This window comes from Undibacterium sp. TC4M20W (genome assembly GCF_049340245.1).
Lineage (GTDB): Bacteria > Pseudomonadota > Gammaproteobacteria > Burkholderiales > Burkholderiaceae_D > Undibacterium.
This window is the reverse complement of the sequence record NZ_JBMPPI010000001.1, coordinates 148,777-168,517: the sequence shown is the minus strand read 5'-3', so window position 1 is coordinate 168,517 and position 19,741 is coordinate 148,777. Positions and strand designations below refer to the sequence as shown.

The 19,741-nt window shown below is 52.1% G+C and carries 15 protein-coding genes; 9 read left to right on the top strand and 6 right to left on the bottom strand.

Features of this window, described 5'->3' with window-relative positions; genetic code table 11:
• Window positions 1-104 precede the first annotated feature (104 nt).
• From ACO0LL_RS00825 to ACO0LL_RS00790, 8 genes are all read left to right on the top strand, one after another.
• On the top strand, window positions 105-959 hold the full coding sequence (locus ACO0LL_RS00825; RefSeq protein WP_422948997.1) for a helix-turn-helix transcriptional regulator: 855 nt from the start codon (window positions 105-107) through the stop codon (window positions 957-959).
• Between the two features lie 83 nt (window positions 960-1,042).
• A complete protein-coding gene (locus ACO0LL_RS00820) occupies window positions 1,043-2,221 on the top strand; it encodes an ABC transporter permease subunit (RefSeq protein ID WP_422948996.1) in 1,179 nt (392 codons plus the stop codon).
• A 49-nt stretch (window positions 2,222-2,270) separates the two neighbouring features.
• A complete protein-coding gene (locus tag ACO0LL_RS00815) occupies window positions 2,271-4,160 on the top strand; it encodes a hypothetical protein (RefSeq protein ID WP_422948995.1) in 1,890 nt (629 codons plus the stop codon).
• Window positions 4,161-4,260: 100 nt separating this feature from the next.
• Window positions 4,261-4,656: a BlaI/MecI/CopY family transcriptional regulator gene (locus ACO0LL_RS00810; protein ID WP_162057357.1), complete on the top strand. Its 396-nt coding sequence runs from the start codon at window positions 4,261-4,263 to the stop codon at window positions 4,654-4,656.
• Window positions 4,653-6,491 carry a M56 family metallopeptidase gene (locus ACO0LL_RS00805; protein WP_422948994.1) on the top strand — a complete coding sequence of 613 codons (1,839 nt, stop codon included), beginning with the start codon at window positions 4,653-4,655 and terminating at the stop codon, window positions 6,489-6,491. The genes ACO0LL_RS00810 and ACO0LL_RS00805 overlap by 4 nt, the downstream gene beginning before the upstream one ends.
• A gap of 107 nt (window positions 6,492-6,598) precedes the next feature.
• On the top strand, window positions 6,599-8,794 hold the full coding sequence (locus ACO0LL_RS00800; protein WP_422948993.1) for a TonB-dependent receptor plug domain-containing protein: 2,196 nt from the start codon (window positions 6,599-6,601) through the stop codon (window positions 8,792-8,794).
• A gap of 63 nt (window positions 8,795-8,857) precedes the next feature.
• Complete coding sequence (gene ampC, locus ACO0LL_RS00795; RefSeq protein ID WP_422948992.1) at window positions 8,858-10,018, top strand: class C beta-lactamase; 1,161 nt, start codon at window positions 8,858-8,860, stop codon at window positions 10,016-10,018.
• A gap of 379 nt (window positions 10,019-10,397) precedes the next feature.
• Window positions 10,398-11,099, top strand: coding sequence for a DUF3334 family protein (locus tag ACO0LL_RS00790; RefSeq protein ID WP_422948991.1), 702 nt, complete (start codon window positions 10,398-10,400; stop codon window positions 11,097-11,099).
• A 94-nt stretch (window positions 11,100-11,193) separates the two neighbouring features.
• On the opposite strand, the gene ACO0LL_RS00785 is transcribed toward ACO0LL_RS00790, so the two are convergent.
• The 3 genes from ACO0LL_RS00785 to ACO0LL_RS00775 all read right to left on the bottom strand — a co-directional run bounded on the left by ACO0LL_RS00785 (window position 11,194) and on the right by ACO0LL_RS00775 (window position 14,502).
• On the bottom strand, window positions 11,194-12,318 hold the full coding sequence (locus ACO0LL_RS00785) for a beta-ketoacyl-ACP synthase III (RefSeq protein WP_422948990.1): 1,125 nt from the start codon (window positions 12,316-12,318) through the stop codon (window positions 11,194-11,196).
• Between the two features lie 169 nt (window positions 12,319-12,487).
• Window positions 12,488-13,396 (bottom strand): S-formylglutathione hydrolase, encoded by a 909-nt coding sequence (gene fghA, locus ACO0LL_RS00780; protein WP_422948989.1) that lies wholly within the window; start codon window positions 13,394-13,396, stop codon window positions 12,488-12,490.
• A complete protein-coding gene (locus ACO0LL_RS00775) occupies window positions 13,396-14,502 on the bottom strand; it encodes an S-(hydroxymethyl)glutathione dehydrogenase/class III alcohol dehydrogenase (RefSeq protein ID WP_422948988.1) in 1,107 nt (368 codons plus the stop codon). Before ACO0LL_RS00775 ends, fghA begins: the two co-directional genes overlap by 1 nt.
• Window positions 14,503-14,693: 191 nt before the next feature.
• On the opposite strand from ACO0LL_RS00775, the gene ACO0LL_RS00770 reads away from it, so the two are divergent.
• The gene (locus ACO0LL_RS00770) at window positions 14,694-15,716 is read left to right on the top strand and encodes a GlxA family transcriptional regulator (protein WP_422948987.1); all 1,023 of its coding nucleotides are present in this window, start codon (window positions 14,694-14,696) and stop codon (window positions 15,714-15,716) included.
• Window positions 15,717-15,728: 12 nt separating this feature from the next.
• Here the strand turns inward: ACO0LL_RS00770 and ACO0LL_RS00765 are convergent, their stop codons facing one another.
• The 3 genes from ACO0LL_RS00765 to ACO0LL_RS00755 form a co-directional block, all read right to left on the bottom strand.
• Window positions 15,729-16,358 (bottom strand): YitT family protein, encoded by a 630-nt coding sequence (locus ACO0LL_RS00765; protein WP_422948986.1) that lies wholly within the window; start codon window positions 16,356-16,358, stop codon window positions 15,729-15,731.
• Between the two features lie 209 nt (window positions 16,359-16,567).
• Window positions 16,568-17,548: a hypothetical protein gene (locus ACO0LL_RS00760; protein ID WP_422948985.1), complete on the bottom strand. Its 981-nt coding sequence runs from the start codon at window positions 17,546-17,548 to the stop codon at window positions 16,568-16,570.
• A gap of 105 nt (window positions 17,549-17,653) precedes the next feature.
• The gene (locus tag ACO0LL_RS00755) at window positions 17,654-19,699 is read right to left on the bottom strand and encodes a site-specific recombinase (RefSeq protein ID WP_422948984.1); all 2,046 of its coding nucleotides are present in this window, start codon (window positions 19,697-19,699) and stop codon (window positions 17,654-17,656) included.
• Window positions 19,700-19,741 lie beyond the last annotated feature (42 nt).

Here is a 19,741-nt window from a genome sequence, read left to right as displayed (position 1 = left end):
GCCGCAATCCTGTCTGCCGGAATGCCATATTAACAAATTAAAGTTTGTGAAGAATCGGCTTATTGTGTCAGAGTTGATTAACCTGGGCTATCACCGAGACTACCATGGCACTGGCGCTGCGCACCTTGTTCCAAAGCGAACTGCTGTCCATCCGGCACGGTATTGCAAGACCTGGGCCTGAAGATAGCAAGGAGCTTGAGTGCGAGACTGCCGATTTGGTATTACTGCCCATTGCTGGCGTGCTGGCCAAGCATGACGGCCCCAGGCAGCATGTCATTGCGAATGCCAACCATGCGATTTTTTTGGGAACAGGCCAGCCTTACCGCATCACCTTCCCCGGTGATATAGGCGACGAGGCGCTGGTGCTCGATTTTTCAAAGGAAGCACTCATGCAATTGCTGGTCGATGCCGCAGGCGTACAGCAATTGTATGCCCCGGTATTGCGACCACATAGCCTGTTGCCACCAGCCAGCGTGCTGAACCGCGAACTTTTGTGGCGGCATCTGCATGAGCCCGTCATCGATACTCTGGCGGTACAAGAAATCAGCGTTTCAGTATTGACGGCCTCTGTGCAGGCAGCCTGTTTTGAGCGCCAGCAACTGGACCGTGCCAGGCATACCCAGACGCAACGCCGCAGGCGACAGCAGGTTGAGGCTGTCAAGGAACTGATCTCGCTATATCCCCAGCAGGATTGGGCGCTCGATGAACTGGCCCGTCAGGTACATACTTCACCGTTTCACCTGTCCCGGGTATTCAGGGAAGAAGTTGGTTTGCCTGTTCACCGCTATCTGATACGCACGCGCCTGGCGGCAGCCCTGCGCGCCATGCGGGCAAGCTGCCATGACCTGACACAGATCGCCCACGCATGCGGTTTTGCCAGCCATAGCCATTTCACGTCCAGCTTCCGTTCGGTTTTCGGCATGACGCCTAGTCAATCGCGGCAACGCAGTGCGTTGTGATAACGATTCGAGCAAGATATTGGTAGCGCCAGTTATGGCTGGCATTTAAGCTACCCTGGATAGTTAACTTCCGGTAAGCATAGATGTCTCATTACTTTGATGTCAGGACCAATCCCCGTCAGGCATATCCGATACTGCCATTGCTAATCACGCTGATGCTGGTTTTCCCTTTCGTTGCCATGCAGTTTGGCAATGCCTGGGTGCGTATCGTGGATTTTGCCTTGCTGTATATCATGCTGGCACTGGGTCTGAATATCGTCGTCGGCTTTGCCGGTTTGCTTGATCTTGGCTATGTCGCCTTCTATGCCATGGGTGCCTACATGACGGCCTTGCTGGCGTCACCGCACTTTGCCACCCTGCTGGAATCCGTGATCAATAATTACCCCATACTGGGCCAGGCACTGTTGTGGCTATACGGGCCGGAGATTGCCGCGCACGGCATACATTTGTCAGTATGGGTCATTGTTCCGCTGGGGGCTGCACTGGCTGCTGTGCTGGGGGCATTGCTCGGTGCGCCTACCCTCAAATTGCGCGGCGATTACCTGGCGGTCGTGACCCTGGGCTTTGGTGAAATTGTCCGTATCTTCATCATCAACCTGAACTCGCCCATCAACATTACCAATGGCCCCAAGGGCATCAACATGGTCGATCATATCCGCATCTTTGGCGTGTCACTGGGTGGTGAGCCTGGATCGCAGGCGACCGTCTATGTTGCCGGGTTTTCCATGCCATCGGTGAATGCCTATTATTTTCTCTTCCTCAGTCTTTGTGCCAGCATTATCTTCGTCACTGTGCGCCTGCATGATTCGCGGCTGGGGCGCGCCTTTGTCGCCATCCGTGAAGATGAAACTGCAGCCGTTGCCATGGGCATCAATACCCGCAATATCAAATTACTGGCGTTTGCCATGGGCGCCTCCTTTGGTGGCGTGGCAGGGGCGATGTTTGCGGCCTTCCAGGGTTATGTGTCGCCAGAATCGTTTTCCCTGGGTGAATCGGTGTCCATCCTGTCCATGGTGATACTGGGGGGTATAGGCCATATACCCGGCGTGATACTGGGGGCGGTGCTGCTGGTGCTCTTGCCCGAATTACTGCGTTATCTGGTGCCACCGCTGCAGCAGCAGTTGTTTGGCCACATGCTGATAGAGCCCGAAGTCTTGCGGCAATTATTGCTGGGCCTGACCATGGTCATCGTCATGCTCAAGCGCCCGGCAGGTCTGTGGCCAGCACCCAGACATGAGGACAAGATGATTCCTGTTACCTGAAAAAGTGCTGATAAAATGTGCGCCATAATTCAGGGAAGGGAAAACGAAAATGACGATAGAAAAAATGCGCGTACAGGTTGAGCTGGCCTGCAATGATGAGGCGGATTTTGAAGAGACCATGACATTGCTTGACAGCCACATCGCCTCTCATCCCGAGAATGCAGAATATCTGCGCATGCGTATTGCCATGTTTGATGCAGCCTACGACCATATTTCTGCCTGGAAGGACAGAAAAGTGCTGGCGCTCTTGCAGCCTGAAGACCTGGATAACCAACTTGAGATACTGGCGCGTCAGCACAAGTCTGCATACTGGATTACTGATGAAGTATTTGAAGAAAAGATGCGGGCGCTGTTTCCTGATGAAGGTGGCGACGAGGATGAAGATGACGACGGTGAAGAGTACGAGGACGAAGAAATAAGCGAGGAGGGAGAAGTAAGCGAGCATGAAGACGGTGAGGATACGGAAGATGAACCTGTCGATCCAGCCGTGCTTGCCGCCCGCGAGGCTTTGGAACAAGAGGCAGCCAGCTACTCAGAGCAACTGGAGCAACAAGCCATGTATGGTTTTGTGCAACTGATGAAAGAGCATGCAGCAGATGCAGGCAAGGCTGACAAGATACTGGCAGCCTGGTCTGAAGCAAATATCTGGAATCCCTGGTTGCGTTACAGCATGATTTTGCAGGCTCTGGCAGTACACCCTGATTCAGTTGAATTTAAAAAAGAGCGTGCCCGATTGCTGGTTGCGATCTGTGATGCGGTTGAAGAAGATAGTGCCAAGACGCCTCCCGGTTTTTTTGAGCACATGATATTGGGCCGTATGCATGCACATACAGTGTATCAGGCTATAGACGCTATCGATGAAATCGGCAATCTCGATGATGCCGGTTTATTGACACAAAAAGGCCATCTGCTGAAAGCGCTGGATAAATATTCTGCCGCAGCAGGTGCCTACAGATTGGCTGCCAAAGCCTATGAAGCTGCCTTGCAGAATAGCAGCGAAGAGGAGCTGGAAGTATTGAATCTTAGACTGCAAGAGGTCTTGCAGGAGGCTGACACCTGCCAGGGTGGGCGTGCCAGTATTCACGCAAGGCATTTTGCTGAACTGGAAAATTCCATGGCACAATTGGGCCAATTGTCCACCAGTCTCAGGAACCAGGAAGTCAGCTTTAGCGACAGGACAGAAGCCATGGCCAATCTCAAATCGGCGCTAGGCGAGTGGCAAGAGCAAAGTATCAATATGCCCGAAGAGCCGAGCGAACAGCAGATGCAGGAAATAAAATCCGCCGCTGCCAAAGTCGCCAGTTCCACTGTCGGTCTGGTGAGCTGGGCGCATATAGACATTGCACCCATGGAAAAAGCAGGGTTCAAGGACGAAATGCATCCATGGCTCGATGAGATGCAACAGGCCATGGTGAAGACGGACATGCAGTTTTTGTCCTGGTTTCAAAATATGGCGAATGTGCTCATCCTGAAGCGCGAAGCCCCGGGCGCATGCTGGCTGGCACCGACACAGGAGTTTGCTTTGCTCATAGAGGCAGCAGGCAATGCGCGTCTGAAGCGCTGTGTAAGCTTGCTCAGCGATGGCAGTCTGCTGCTGACTTCGGATGCGCGCAGCAGCTCGTATTACCTCAGCGGCCCCCGCGTACACAGCTTTGCCCTGTTCAAATCGACGCCGGTAACAGACATGCTGGCCTTGCATGAAGCCAGGTTACACGCCCATCTGGCTCGCCAGCCTGGTGTTGAAGTCAGGCCTATTACTGACCTGGCAGACATAGAAAAGTTTGAAAACCTGCTGCGTACCCACGCCCGCGAATTCCGTCTCGCCAATGGCATAACCGATCCTGAAATCCGTGGAATGAATGTGCAGTTCAATGATGTTTACGCACATGAATTAAAGCGGGAAGTAGCAGACAGGCTTGCAGCGCTACAGGCAGGGTAAGCCAGCAAGCGCATTCAGGGAGATAAACTAGAAAAAAAGTTCTAGACAAAAGTTTCTAGAACATTTATTCTGCATCCATTGTTTAATCCGGATGCTGAATATGTCTTCTGCTGTTGCAAAATCGTCTATCCCCAAGCCCACGGCATCTGAGCTTAATTTGCTCAAAGTGCTGTGGCAGCATGGCCCCATGAGTGCCAAGCAATTGCATGAAACCATACAGGATGAGCGCCCGGACCTGGCCTATGCCACGGTCTTGCGCCATCTGCAAATCATGCATGGCAAGGGCATTTTGACGCGGGATGAAAGCCAGCGCTCGCATGTATATGCACCCTCGCAAGAGCAGGATTCGCTGCAAACCAATTTGCTCAAGGACATGATACAAAAAGTCTTTGCCGGTTCTGGCAAGGCTCTGGTGCTGGCTGCCTTGCGTGGCCATGTCACGGATAAAGAACGTGATGAAATCGAACAGATCATGCAGGATGAGAAAAAATCATGATGCCAGTTTCTACATATACAGAATACACACTCGCTGAATTGCTGGGCTGGCCGCTGCTGCATTTTGTCTGGCAGGGAGCCCTGATTGCCAGTATCTGCGCCATTTTGCTGGCCGTGACCCGTAATGCCCGGCCGCAATTGCGGTATGCACTGGCTTGCACGGCAATGCTGGCTTGCCTGTTGTGGCCAGCGCTAGGCATAGTGCAGCAATGGCAAGACCCGCAAACCATCAACCTCGAAACAGCCATACAACTGGCCGGCAAAGCCAGCATTTCACTGGACCTGGTCTGGGTCAGGCAAAGCCTGCTGGCTGCACAAATAGAGTCCTGGTTGCCGCTGGTAGTCACCCTATGGAGCATGGGCGTGCTATTGATGTTGATGCGCCTCGCATTGGGCTTGCTGTGGGTGTATCGCCTCGGCCAGCATGGCAATGATATTGCAGTCTTGACGCAGCAATGGCAGGCACGCACCAATCAACTGGCCTATCAATTTTCCATACGCCGCCAGGTGCAGGTGAAGTTCCAGAAAGACTTGTTGAGCCCGGTCACTTATGGCTGTATCAAGCCTGTCGTGGTCATGCCCGCATCCCTGCTGACCGGCATGCCACCCGACATGATAGAAGCCTTGCTGGCACATGAACTGGCCCACATCAAGCGCTGGGATTATGTCGTCAACCTCTTGCAAAACCTGGTCTTGTCGCTGCTGTTTTATCACCCTGCAGTGTGGTGGATTTCCAAGCGCATCGACGCTGAAAGAGAACTGATTGCCGACGACATGGCAGCCGCCATGCTGGGCCAGACCCGCCCACTGGCGCGCGCCCTGCAAGTGCTGGATAAATTGCAGATAGCTGCAATGCCGCAAGCCGCGATGGCGGCCAACGGCGGTGATTTGCTGTCACGCATCAAACGCCTGGTGCGCCCTGATTCACAACCCTGGCACTGGAAGATGGCCGCACCCGTGCTCGGTATTGCTGCGGCGCTATTGCTGGTATTGCAAACCCAGGTGAATGCCACACCAGAGTCATCTGAGCCATCAGTGCCATCAGCCCCAGTTGTTGCCGCAAAAGCAGAACCCGTTACCCGCATCAGTGCTTATGTCAAAACCAGTTCAGAACATGTACTGGTGCTGGATGAACAAAGCGGCAAAGTCTTGCTGGAAAAAAATGCCGACACCATCGTACCCATCGCATCCATCAGCAAACTGATGACAGCCATGGTGACGCTGGATGCAAAGCTGGATAAAGATGAAGCCATCACCATCAGCAAAGAAGATGTAGCGGGCTGGCACACTAACCAGGTCAAGCTGCAGCCAGGCACGGTGCTGTCGCGCCAGACCTTGCTGGAATTGGCGCTGATCCCTTCCAGTAATGCCGCTGCCAAGGCACTGGCCAGGACTTATCCCGGCGGCAAACCTGCCTTTGTCGCAGCCTTGCAAAGCAAGACCGCCACCCTGGGTTTGCAGGCTACCCATCTGGAAGAAGCGGCGGGTATTTCACCCAATAACCGCTCGAATGCCAGAGATATTGCCCGCCTGGTCAAGGCTGCAGCCGGCTACCCTGAATTGCGCAGCCTGGCCAGCCGCAGTGAAGGCAGCTATACCGTTGCCGGGCAAACTTATGACTACCAGAGCACCAACAGCCTGACGGCCAGCAAGGACTGGGACATCAGCCTGTCAAAAACCGGGTACTCCAAAATCGCAGGCCGTTGCCTGACCATGCGCACCACCATCGCTGGCAAGCCCGTCATCATGGTATTGCTGAATGCAAAAAACAGCGATGTGCGTACCGATGATGTCATGCACATACGCACTGCGCTGGAAACTGCCAAACCCGGCTAAACCGCAGCTCCCACTTACGCACTGACTGTCCTGCGCTCTGAACCTTGATCGGGGCAAGGGCCAGTCACACCCCTTAGAACCCTTAATCTGTCGATGAAAGAAAAATCATGCTTTTTCAGCAGGCATCAACACGCCTATCTACCATAGCCCTCAGTGTTCTGGCACTGTTTGCCGGTAAACAGGCGTTGGCACAACAACAGGCACAGCAAACACCACAACAGGTAGAAATCAATGCAAAGTCACAGCCCAATCGCGATCGTCAAGACGACGTAGGCATGCGCAGCGTCTATGGTCGTGAAGACATAGAAAAATACGGCGACACCAATCTCAGCGAAGTCTTGAAACGCCTGCCCGGCATCAGTGTCACCGAGAGCAAAGGCAAGGGCGCAGAAATACGCATGCGCGGCCTCGGTAATGGTTATACCCAGATATTATTGAATGGACAGACCACGCCGGTAGGGTTCACCATAGATAGCATCGCCCCTGACTTGATAGAAAAAATAGAAGTCATGCGTGTCGCCAGCGCCGATGTCAGTGCCCAGAGTATTGCCGGAACGATTAATATCATTCTCAAGAAAAAAAGCAGCAATCAGGCGACAGAAATCAAAGCCAATACCAGCCTGCAGGCCGGACGCTTGTCGGGCAACCTGTCATGGAGTTTGGGAGATCAACTGGGCGATCATCCTGAAATTTCTTACGTGCTGGCCGGCACGTTCGAGAGCAATGTCAATCAGCTCAATACCATAGCGACAGAAAGCCAGTCTGAACGCGCGGGCATGAGCGGTGTATGGGAAACGACAGCAGACAGACAACTGCAACAAAGCCAGCAAAACCGCCGCGATGTTGCCAGCCTGTCGCCGCGCCTGAACTGGAAACTTGACGCACAAAACAGCCTGAGCTGGCAGGGCAATCTGACTCTCGCCAGGCAGGAGCAGACCAAGCAGGAAAAAGAAAGTACCTATGTCGGCGACAGTACCGATTTCCCTGATAATCATTCCATCTGGACCGCCCACGTATTCACCTCACGCAATGATCTGAATTGGGAGCGTCGCCTCGCCGACAGCGCCAGGTTGAACGTGAACCTGGGCTGGAACAGCCTGGACAGATCGACCAAATTCCATTTCTGGGGCAAGGACAATGCAGGCACATTAAAAATACATCGTTATGTCACCGGTGATGCCGATGAAAATGAATACCGCTTCAATGGCAAATATTTGGCACCGTATTCAGAATCACATGTGCTGAGTCTGGGCTGGGAAGCCAGCCGGGCACTACGCCATGAAAACCGTAATGAACAGGAATTCACACTTCTTCCCGGCGACGCTGATAGCAGCGCACACGACTATCAGGCAAGCCTGCAAAAACTGGCCCTTTATTTGCAGGACGAGTGGACCATCAACAGTGCCTGGTCAGCCTATCTGGGTTTGCGCATGGAGCGTATCAGCAGTAATAGCACAGAGGCAGGCAACTTTGATGTTCAAAACAAAGCCAGCATGGTCAGCCCGATATTGCAAAGTGTCTGTAAGCTCGATGCGCAAAGGCAATGGCGCGTGGCGCTCAACCGCAGTTTTAAATTGCCTACCGTGGGTAATCTCGTACCACGCTTGTTCCGCATCGATAACAATAATACCCCGCTCAATTCAGATTTTCAGGGCAATCCCAACTTGCGGCCAGAACGCGCCTGGGGCATGGAGCTGGCGTATGAGCACTATCTGACCGAGAGTAGCGTCATCAGCGCCAATACCTATTGGCGACGGATAGATGATGTGATGCTTGAGCAGACTACACAAATTGGCAGCACCTGGATCAGCAGCCTCGCCAACAATGGTCGCGCCCGTATCCTTGGCCTGGAAATTGAGGCAAAACTGAACTTGCAGCAACTGGCAGCCAGCATGCCAGCGCTGGAGCTGCGCGCCAATTTCAACCGTAACTGGTCAAGGGTAGAACAAGTACCCGGCCCTGATAACCATCTGGCACAACAGGCAGGTTTGCTGGCCAGTGCCGGTGCCGACTACCAGATTGATCCCGCCTTGCGCGTGGGAGCCGACTACAGCTATCAGGCCGCGAATGATATACGCGAATCAGCTTACCTGACAGGGCACAACAGCCCCAGACGTCATCTCGATATTTACCTCGCCTGGAAGCAAAACAAACAAAGTCAGTTGCGTTTTTCAGTCAGTAATTTGTTGCAACAAGACAAGCTCGACAGCGGCATTTATACCAATGCAGTTTCACGCTGGACAGATATCAATCTACAGCAATCAGCGCGAACCTGGCGGCTGGTATGGGAAGTGAAGTTGTAATCCCGCCTGGCAAAATTTGTCCATTTAAAAACATCAGCTAACAAAATTTTTGAGGAAAATAAAATGAAATCAGTTGTCCTGCGTTTGTATCAAATCAGCATCTTGTTCATTGCAGCCATGTTCAGTCTGACAGCCAAGAGCGCAGAAACTGACAAGCTCAAACGTGTCGTTGATGAGGTCATACTCCCGGTACAGGAAAAAAATGCCATCCCTGGCATGGCCGTTGGAATTTTCGTCAATGGCAAACAATATGTGTTCAACTATGGGCTCGCATCCAGAGCCGGGAATGTTCCCGTCACCGATAACACTTTGTTTGAGATAGGCTCCATCAGCAAAACCTTTATCGCCACCATGACCACGCTGGCACAAGGCAGGGGAAAGCTGGCTCTGAACGACAAGGTCGCTGACCACATTGCCAGTCTCAAAGGCTCGCAGTTTGGCGAGACTAGCCTGCTGAGCCTGGCAACACACACGACAGGCGGTTTGCCCCAGCAGGTGCCGGATGAAGTGACCAGTGACGAACAACTGATAACCTATCTCAAGAACTGGAAGCCAGATCACATCCAGGGAACATACCGCACTTACAGCAATATCAGCATAGGCCTGCTCGGCGTTATCGCAGCCCAAAGCCTGCAACAACCCTTCGCCACCATCATGCAGGAACAGATATTTCCCACTCTGGGCATGAATAATAGTTACATTGTTGTGCCAGAAAGCAGACGCGCAGACTATGCTCAAGGCTATAAAAAAGACGACACCCCTGTGCGCATGAGCGAAGATGTGCTCTCGACAGAAGCCTACGGCGTCAGAACCAGCGCCAGCGACCTCGTGCAATTCATCCGCGCGAATCTGGGTCAGATGGAACTGTCCCCCGAATTTGACGCCGCCCTGAAAAACACCCATACCGGCTACTTCAAAGCTGGCGGCATGACCCAAAGCCTCGTGTGGGAACTCTATCCCTACCCGACAGATATTGCTGCCTTGATCACAGGCTCATCCCAGCACATGGCCTTTGACGCCACCCCAGTGACCAAAATCACGCCACCGTTTATACCCGGCAAAAACGTTTTTATCCATAAAACCGGTGCCACCGGTGGCTTCGGTGCCTACATCGCCTTTGTGCCAGCCAGGAACATGGGTATCGTCATCCTGGCCAACAAGAATTATCCAAATCAGACACGCATAGAGACGGCGCAAAAGATTTTGAAGCAGTTGGGCATGTGAATTACTTGTTTTGAGAAATGCCATGCTTTCTTCAAGACTTGTTGGTGTCGTATCAAGTTAATTGAAAGTTAGTCGCAAGTTAATCCCGATGAGTTGAATATAGACGAGAGTGTAAGGCCGCTATATGCGGCCTTTTGCTTTTTCATGCTTGCAAAATAGCAACAGTCCATGGATGCACATCTGGCGTATCTTCTGTCAAATCATGTCCATCGCATGAAACATGTGGACGGGGCGCTGGGGGTTCAGTATTCTTTCATTATTCGTACAGGCTTTCAGGTTTGCTGGGGTGGATAGCATCTCGCTTTGTAGCTTTCTTAATGATTGCCAGTCATTGCATGCAAGTGCATTGATTTTCATGTAATAAATTCGGGAGTTGGTCATGGCCACGGAAGAAAACGGTGTAGTGTACGGAACAGAAGATCTGTTGACGAGCCTGTGCAACTCGGTGATACGGGTATTGAATGTCGCCACAAATAGCAAGGTGAATTATTCTGCCATGGTGCAGCGCATCACGAAGATAGGTTTGAAACCGGACATCGGTTGTTTTGTGCTGTTTGACGGTGGCTTTTCTGGTCTGGTCGTATTGAATTTTGATGGCGATACGGCGCTGGAGATTTATGAGAAATACATGCTCAACATGGGCATGCCCAAGTCTGAGCTGGCAACCTCGTTTACCTCTGATGAGGTGGCAAATATCCTCGGCGAGTTGATGAACCAGATCGTCGGTGACTTTACCGGCAAGGTGCGTCGCGAATTACAGACCAATATTACCCAGAACCAGCCCAAGATGCTGGTATTGACCAAACAAGTCATGCTGAGTGTGGATACCCCGTTGGACAGGCCAGAATTGCGCCGGGTGTCTTTCTTTACCGAGAAGAACAATATCTTTTATCTGGAACTGGCAATAGACAGGACAGAATTCATCAAACTGCATGACTTTGAAACGCATGAGGTGACTGATCCTGATGCTTTGCTGCATATGCAACAAGCGGCAGATCAAAGTGGAGCAGGTACAAGCGCAGTTGCTGCTGGCGATGATGATGACGAAAACTCTGAATTGCTGAAGTCTTTGGGGATGTAGGGTGCTTGGATCAGTCTTGTCACTGGTTAATAAGTGATCAATAAAACAGAAAGGCCGCATTTGCGGCCTTTCTGTTTTAATCTGTTACTGAAATTCAGCCCAGCTTTTTCACAACGACACAACCTATCGAGTAACCCGCGCCAAATGAGCAGATCACGCCTACATTGCCTGCTTCCAGGTCATCCTGATATTTGTGGAAGGCGATGATGGAGCCGGCCGATGAAGTATTGGCGTAAGTGTCCAAAATGGTCGGTGATTCTTCTGGCGATGCATCACGGCCCAAAATCATGCGGGCGATGAGCAAATTCATGTTCAGGTTGGCTTGGTGCAGCCAATAGCGTTTGACATCCGGGATGGCGATGTCGGCTGCTTCTACGGTAGAGGTGATCATCGCGGCTGCCATTGGGCAGACATCCTTGAATACCTTGCGGCCTTGCTGACGGAACAGTTTGTCTGGTTTGCCTATGCCGCTTTCATCTGCACGGTTCAAAAAGCCAAAGTTGTTGCGGATATTGTTTGAGAACTGTGTCTTGAGTTTCAGGCCGACGATTTCAAACTGGTGTTTGGATGTGGCCAGGTCTGCACGTTCTACGATGATGGCGGTGCAGGCATCACCAAAGATGAAGTGGCTGTCACGGTCGCGCCAGTTCAGGTGGCCGCTGGTGATCTCGGGGTTGACGACCAGTACAGCACGTGCCTGGCCGCTTTGGATGGCAGTGACGGCTGCCTGTATGCCAAAGGTGGCAGAAGAGCAGGCGACGTTAATGTCATAGCCATAGCCATCTATACCCAGGGCATTTTGTATTTCCACTGCCATGGCAGGGTAGCCACGTTGCATATTGCTGGCGGCGCAAATGACGGCATCGATATCGGCAGCAGTGCGACCTGCGCGTTCCAGTGCCTGGTTGGCGGCAGCGACAGCCATTTCACACATAATGGACGGTTCTTCATCGCTGCGTTCTGGCAGATGCGGCACCATACGGTTGATGTCGAGCACGCCTTCCTTGTTCATGACAAAGCGGGATTTGATGCCTGAGGCTTTTTCTATGAAGGCGACGCTGGACTCTTCCAGTGCGACTACTTCACCACTGGCGATGGCGGCGGCGTTTTGCGCATTGTGTTGCTGGACATAAGCATTGAAACTGGCGATCAGTTCTTCATTGGAAATAGACTGGGAAGGCGTGTACAGGCCGGTGCCGCTGATGACTACTTTACTCATCTCTTGCTTTCTGGTTATGTCGTTCTGAAGTAAGCGCAAAAATGCGCGACGAAGTCGCTCGATTTTACACAATAAAGATGACAGTTAAACGAGAAACGCACAGAAATAGAGTGCTTGTTCCAGTTTGGTGCGTCTGGAACAAGCACTCTTTAGTGCGGCAATGAAAGAATCAGGCAGTCAATTGCTGTTTGTGGTGCAGCAAATGGTCTTCAATGAAGCTATTGATGAAGTAGTAACCATGATCATATTCAGGCTGATAGCGCAAGGTCAGTGCTTGTCCGGCAGCAGCGCAGGCCTGGGCAAATTTCTCAGGATGCAGTTGTTCCGCCAAAAATTTGTCGGCAAATCCCTGGTCGATCAAAATGCCTTTGGGAAAAGGCGGCTGGCTCTGCTTTTGCATGAGTGCGGTGGCGTCATAATCGGCCCAGGCGCTTTGCTCAGTTCCCAGATAGCCGGTGAAGGCTTTTTGTCCCCACGGACACTGGCTGGGAGCGGCGACAGGGGCAAAGGCCGATACGCTGCTGAATAGCTCCGGATGGCGCAAGGCCAGTACCAGTGCACCATGACCACCCATGGAATGTCCCATGATGCCAACGCGTGCTTTATCCATGGGCAGGCTGGCCAGCAACATAGGCAGCAGTTCCGCGACGATGTAGCTGTGCATGCGGTAGTGCTTGTTCCACGGCGCTTGCGTAGCATCCAGGTAAAAACCAGCAGCCACACCAAAATCCCAGTTATCGCTGTCGCCGGGGATGTTGGCATTGCGCGGGCTGGTATCTGGAGTGATGAGGATAATGCCTTCGCGTGCAGCAATGGCTTGCGCACCTGCCTTGATCATGAAGGTTTCTTCGGTGCAGGTCAGGCCAGCCAGGTAAATAATTGCCGGGCAAGTCTCTCCTGCCATGGCCTGTGGTGGCAGGTAGACTGAAAACCGCATGGGCAAACCTATTTCGGCAGATTCATGCTGATAAAAGCGTTGCACGCCGCCATGGCAGGCGTGCTGGCTCAGCAGGGTCACTTCTTCTGCGTCGTCTTCCGCGTTGTTTCTTGTATCTTCGTTGGATAAGCGCTGCGTCATCAGAACAACACCACAGAACGTATTGATTCACCGCTCTTCATGAGGTCAAAACCTTCATTAATGCGTTCCAGCGGCAAACGGTGGGTGATGAGGTCATCGATATTGAGTTTGCCTTCCATATACCAGTCAACAATCTTTGGCACGTCGGTACGGCCACGTGCGCCACCAAAGGCTGAGCCTTTCCATTCGCGGCCAGTGACGAGCTGGAAGGGGCGGGTAGAGATTTCTGCGCCGGCTTCAGCCACGCCGATGATGATGGATTTGCCCCAGCCCTTGTGGCAGCACTCCAGCGCCTGACGCATGACCTTGGTATTGCCTATGCACTCGAAAGAATAATCTGCGCCGCCATCCGTCAACTGGATGATGTGATCAACCACGTTTTCTACTTGTGTAGGGTTGATGAAGTGGGTCATGCCAAACTGGCGCGCCATGCTTTCACGGGCCGGGTTCAGATCTACACCGATGATCTTGTCTGCACCAACCATTTTTGCCGCCTGTATGACATTGAGACCTATACCACCAAGGCCGAACACCACGACGTTGGCACCCGCTTCAACTTTTGCGGTGAAAACCACGGCACCAACGCCAGTGGTGACGCCGCAACCGATATAGCAAATCTTGTCGAAGGGCGCATCTTCACGCACCTTGGCGACAGCGATTTCTGGCACCACGATGTAATTGGAGAATGTCGATGTACCCATGTAATGGAACAGCGGCTTGCCATCGAGTGAGAAACGCGATGTCGCATCCGGCATCAGGCCGCGGCCCTGGGTAGAGCGTATCGCCTGGCACAGATTGGTCTTGCGGGACAGGCAGAATTTGCACTGGCGGCATTCTGGAGTGTACAGCGGGATCACATGATCGCCCTTGCGCACACTGGTCACGCCTGGGCCGGTATCAACGATAACGCCTGCGCCTTCATGCCCGAGGATGGCCGGGAACAAGCCTTCAGGATCAGCGCCAGAGAGTGTGTAATAGTCGGTATGGCAAATGCCGGTGGCCTTGACTTCGATCAGCACTTCACCAGCTTGCGGGCCTTGCAGCTCAACTTCTTCTATCGTCAGTGGTGCTCCGGCTTTCCAGGCGATGGCGGCTTTGGTTTTCATGGCTATCCTTTAATTGGTGGGTCTTGGTCTGACACTAAAATAAGTTTGCTGATTGTGCTGTAAAGCGCAGTCGCTCAGTCAATTTTTTATATGTCTGGCCGATCTGGCATTAAGAATGGCTTAAAAAGACGGGTGATGCCGTTTCGATTATGATGAGTGCTTTATTGAATTTTATTGAGCCAGGGTTGATGATGAAGTCGATTAAAGCAACGAAATCAGTCATGCTCAAACGGCCCGCTGTGGCACGCACGGTAGATATCGTGATCTACCCCGGTTTCAAGGCACTGGAAGCGATAGGCCCTATGTCGGTATTTGAATATGCGAATATCCATTTGCAGCGTCAGGGCAAGCCTGCTGCCTATGATGTGAAGATTGCAGCAGCGCAACTGGGCTCTGTGCGTTCAGATACTTTGATGTGCCTCGAAGCTAGCAAGGTCATCAATACCCTGGCTTTACCCGACGACGCCATCATTGTCGGTTCAAGGCATATACAGCAAGCGCTGGAAGACAATCAGGCCATCATCGATTGGGTGGCTCAAGTTGCGACCAGGATCAAACGTCTGGCGGCACTATGTTCAGGCGCTTTTTTCCTGGCACGCACAGGTTTGCTGGACGGCAAACATGCGACTACACATTGGAGTGTTGCGCAGCAATTGCAGGATGACTTTGCTGAGGTGCAGGTAGATGCAGATGCGATCTTTATACGCAGCGGCAACCTCTGGACTTCGGCTGGTGTGACCGCTGGTATTGATCTGGCGCTGGCTTTTGTGGAAGATGATTGCGGCCATGAATTGGCACTGGAAGTTGCCAGCGACATGGTGGTTTATCTGAAACGCCCAGGTGGGCAATCACAATTCAGCACGCATTTGATGAGCCAGAAAACGGCGCAAACCAATATCCGTGAATTGCAGCAGTGGATATTATCCAACCTGCACCAGCGTCTGCCTGTGTCACAACTGGCCAAGATGGCAGGCATGAGTTTGCGTAACTTCACCCGCTTATTCCAGCATGAAGTAGGTGTCAGCACGACAGAATTTATCGAGACAGCGCGCCTTGAATTTGCCCGGCAATTGCTGGCAGATATGTCTGAGCAAACCTTGCCGGTGAAAACAATAGCAGCACGCTGTGGCTTTGGCAGTGATGACCAGTTGCGCAGGGTATTTCAAAAACGATTGCAGATGTCACCAACACAATATCGTGCTGCGCTGCTCTGATTTTAATACTCGTCACATCGCCATGTAACGCCCCGGCCTGTGGTTAAGGCTGATGGCCAGGTTTAGCGCAAACGCGCCGAGTACAGAAGCCAGCAAGGCCATAGGCGTGACGACCGCCAGTGACGCCGCCACGATGATGAAATCAACGCCCATTTGCAATTTGCCCGCCCGTATGCCACGTTTTTCTTGCAGATACAGGGCCAGGATATTGATGCCACCCAGGCTGGCCTGGTGGCGAAATAAAACGATGAAACCGACCCCCATCATCAGGCCACCTGTCAGGGCAACATAGAAAGGCGTCAGGGTATTCATCGTAGTCAGGTGCAAGAGCTTGGGATGCAGGCTGGAAAACACTGATACCAGTGCTACCGCGCAAAAAGTTTTCAAGGTAAAGCGCCAGCCCATGCGCTGCCAGGCCAGCCAGTAAAACGGCAGGTTGATCAAAAAGAACAGCGTACCAAATGACCAGCCTGTCGTATAGTGCAGCAAGAACGCCAGACCAGCAGTGCCACCTGTCAGCAAGCCCGCCTGATTGAACAAGGCGACACCCAGTGATACCAGCAAAGTGCCGGTGATAATTGCCAGCACATCTTCCAGCAGGCTATGCGGAATAAAACGTTTCGATGCAGTCGCGGTTTTCATGACGGAGCAGGGAGGGGAGTGAAACAGAATTTTACGCCGCCGCTCCTGAGTTCACATCAGGCAAATACCTGCATTCCTGCTTTCGTTGACCTGCGTCAAACCTGGATGATGAGTTTTGCAACACAACAACTGATAAAACAAATGGCTGATCAAATGTGATCAGCCATACATGTTTTCAACAAATCAACGTGTCAGCCTGTGCAAGCCAATCAGGCTTTCAATGCCTTTAACTGCTCTTCCGCATCTGCCCGCAATTTCTTGCTCAAGGCCGGTTTGAAGCTCAGTGCTTTTTCAAAATATGAAATTGCCCTGGGTTTTTCATTCACTGCTTGCAGGCATTGCGCCAGGCGGTAATAGATACCGGCATTGGTATCAAGCGTTTGGGCTTTTTCAAACCAGTTCAGGGCTTCTTTGTGTTTACCCTGTTCCTGCAAGGAGCGGCCCATGCCAAATGCGCCTTGGTATTTGGCTGGAAAGCGTTGCTGCATGTCGGTAAAAATGCGCTCTGCATCATTGTATTTCTTTTGCTGTACATAGCTTGCACCTATGCTGTACAGGATGCCGCGCTGCATGCTAATCAAAGACTCGGTATTACCTGGGATAGCGCTCAAGGCGGCTGTTTCTGCACTGGCAAATTTGTCGTCTGCCAGATCCACATTCGCCTGCAATAAATTGCCTGCCGCACTATTCACTTTGGCAGTTTCTATGACCAGGTTTTGCGCCTTGCTTTTACCGCCACCGGCAATCGCAGGTGCCTGCAAATAATATTGCAGCAATGAGCCGCGTGCGCTGTAATTTTTAGGATCAAGTTCTATCGCCTTGATAAAGGCATCGCGAATTTTGCCAGCGTAAGACATGGCGGCAAACATGCTGCCGGAAGTGGCCTTGGTACCTAATACATTACCCAGCATCTCATGGCATTCAGACAGTTGCGGGTGCGCGCTGATGCATTGTTCTGCATATTTCACCGCTTCATCGAGTTTGTCGAGCTTGCCTTCGGCCAGTATCAATTCTGCTTTTACCAACAAGGCATCGGCATTGTTGGCATCAGTACTCAGTTTGGCGTTCGCGGCCTTTTCTGCTTCGGCATATTTCTTTGCCTTCATCAAGCCATCATATTCATGGGCGCTGGCGGCTTGCATGGCAAACAAGCTGATGGCACTGGCTAGCAGAGCAGGTACAAGTTTCATGGATGGTCCCGGAAAAGAGTTGATCCGGTGTTAACGCTGCGCCAGTCATTTGGTTGACGCAGCAATGAATCAGAGGTCAGGACGAAAGATGATTAGTCTTTTAACTCACTCTTTCTTTTCCTGTCCTACTTCCACTTCTGCTTCTTTTTCATCTCCATTTTCTTTTGCACCCTCTTTGGATGGGAAAAAATAGGCGCGCGGATTTTCCTTGAAGCGTGCCCATAGCAAGACGGTCAGCAAACCGCCCTGGCCGAAACTGACACGACGTGAACGCAAGGCTACCAGCATCGCCAGGCTAAAGCTGACGCCGAGATTGACCATGCCAATGCACATGATGCCAAACAGCGAATACGCAGCGACTTGCCAGCTCATGATATTGTCGAGGCCAACCAGGGCAAAGGCAAAATTGGCACTGGCAAAAGTGATGTGGCGTATGTCGATAGGCAAACCAAAGAAACTGCCCAGCTGTCCTATCGTGCCCAGCATGATGCCAAAGAAAAAGTTACCTGCCAGTGCGCCCAGATTGTCACCTATATAAGTGGTGACACGCAGCAATCTTGCTTCACCCAAAAGACGCTTTAGCCAACCCAACTGGCGCAAACGTTCGGGGATATTGCCATAGCTGGCCTTGTTATCGTAATAGCCCGAGATCAAGCCAGACAAGAACAGGCAGACACCGGCAATAGCTGCATGTGGCAAGGCCAGGCTGGCGAAAGGGTCAATATCATGCAGCAAATGCTGGGCTTTTTCTGGCGACACCAGATGTTTGCCTGTGATGGAGATCCAGGCCCAGGCAATTGCATATGCGGTCGGCATGGCCAGTCCCACATTGCCGATGATGGCAATGAATTGTGAGCGCAAGACACGCACGATGAGTTCAGCCAGTTCATCAAGCTTTTGTTTGCCGCCATCAATGGCGCGCGCCAGAAGGGCAGCGGTCATGGCCGGTTGCTTGGTGGCGATGGTGAAATGCAATACATGCACCAGCATGAAACCGCCTGAATAATTCAGGCTGTACAGCAGGGCGTAGCCAAATGGTGCCAGCGCTAACGTACCAAACAATATCTTGATCAGTGCCATGAAGCCGACGATGAAACCAGCCCCCAGCGCAGAGCGCAACATCTCCAGCCATTCTGCGCGGTTATTGGTTACATAATGCTCACCGCTTTTCCCGGCTCTTTCGGTCACTTGCAGTGACAAGAGTTCAGTATTGCTTTGCATGAGATTGCGCAGGCTATGGCTGTGGTTTTCTGCAACTGCCAATTCCTTGAACAGCGTCGTGCCTATGGCTGCGGCGTGGTCAGTGCTGCGGCTGTCGAGCATGTCGAGCAACTGACGCAAGCGCGCTATGCTTTGCATTAACTGTAGCAGCAAGCGTGTCAGACTGATCGATACGCCTTGCAGCGCTGCGGTACGGCGTATGCGGTTGGCGATGTCTTCGCACTGGGTCAGCAAGACTTCGATATGTTTGCTGTCCTCACGTTCACATGACTTGTCGGCCAGCCACTTGTTATAGCAAATCACATAGTCATTGATGGCATCATTCTGGCGCAAAAAAGGCGACTCGAATTTTTCTATGTCGGGGTAATTGCGCACCAGTTCGGCTTCCAGGCCGATATTCGTGATGCGGTAAGACAGCACCTGGACGGCACTGAGGATTTCACTGGTCAGTGTGGCATAAGTATTGCGGGGGGCGCGGGCGCGAAAACCTATCGCCCTGAGCAAATCCATCCAGGCCTGGTCTGCAACTGCATTGATCCAGATATGGTCGGTTTTTTTATAAAACAACTGTCCAAATATGTCCTTGATATAGGCGTCATTGACCAGTGGCGGCAAAAATTTATTCATCAATCTTTGCCTGGCCACCGACCAGAAGCCGGTATTTTGGGTGATGCCCACATCGGTGAACAAATGTACCAGCTTGCGCGTGGTCAATACCTGTATCAGATAACAGCGCAAGGCCTTGCGCCATGCCGGATTGCTTTGCAGCACAAAGCACAGGGCGCGCAGGTTGTCTGTGGCTCTTGTTGTATCTTGTGGGCGGGGTGGGCGTATCTCTGCAATCAGCTTGCGCAAGTACTGGATATCATTGAGTGCAGGATATTCGCCAAGGCGGATTTCAATTTCCGCTAAAACACTGTCCAAGCTCAAACCTCTCTCCTCAAAATGCCATGAACATCAACTTTTAACTCA

Coding starts and splice junctions, on each gene's coding strand:
- ACO0LL_RS00825 (WP_422948997.1), top strand. CDS start 105: ATGGCACTGGCGCTGCGCACCTTGTTCCAAAGCGAACTGCTGTCCATC.
- ACO0LL_RS00820 (WP_422948996.1), top strand. CDS start 1,043: ATGTCTCATTACTTTGATGTCAGGACCAATCCCCGTCAGGCATATCCG.
- ACO0LL_RS00815 (WP_422948995.1), top strand. CDS start 2,271: ATGACGATAGAAAAAATGCGCGTACAGGTTGAGCTGGCCTGCAATGAT.
- ACO0LL_RS00810 (WP_162057357.1), top strand. CDS start 4,261: ATGTCTTCTGCTGTTGCAAAATCGTCTATCCCCAAGCCCACGGCATCT.
- ACO0LL_RS00805 (WP_422948994.1), top strand. CDS start 4,653: ATGATGCCAGTTTCTACATATACAGAATACACACTCGCTGAATTGCTG.
- ACO0LL_RS00800 (WP_422948993.1), top strand. CDS start 6,599: ATGCTTTTTCAGCAGGCATCAACACGCCTATCTACCATAGCCCTCAGT.
- ampC (WP_422948992.1), top strand. CDS start 8,858: ATGAAATCAGTTGTCCTGCGTTTGTATCAAATCAGCATCTTGTTCATT.
- ACO0LL_RS00790 (WP_422948991.1), top strand. CDS start 10,398: ATGGCCACGGAAGAAAACGGTGTAGTGTACGGAACAGAAGATCTGTTG.
- ACO0LL_RS00785 (WP_422948990.1), bottom strand. CDS start 12,318: ATGAGTAAAGTAGTCATCAGCGGCACCGGCCTGTACACGCCTTCCCAG.
- fghA (WP_422948989.1), bottom strand. CDS start 13,396: ATGACGCAGCGCTTATCCAACGAAGATACAAGAAACAACGCGGAAGAC.
- ACO0LL_RS00775 (WP_422948988.1), bottom strand. CDS start 14,502: ATGAAAACCAAAGCCGCCATCGCCTGGAAAGCCGGAGCACCACTGACG.
- ACO0LL_RS00770 (WP_422948987.1), top strand. CDS start 14,694: ATGAAGTCGATTAAAGCAACGAAATCAGTCATGCTCAAACGGCCCGCT.
- ACO0LL_RS00765 (WP_422948986.1), bottom strand. CDS start 16,358: ATGAAAACCGCGACTGCATCGAAACGTTTTATTCCGCATAGCCTGCTG.
- ACO0LL_RS00760 (WP_422948985.1), bottom strand. CDS start 17,548: ATGAAACTTGTACCTGCTCTGCTAGCCAGTGCCATCAGCTTGTTTGCC.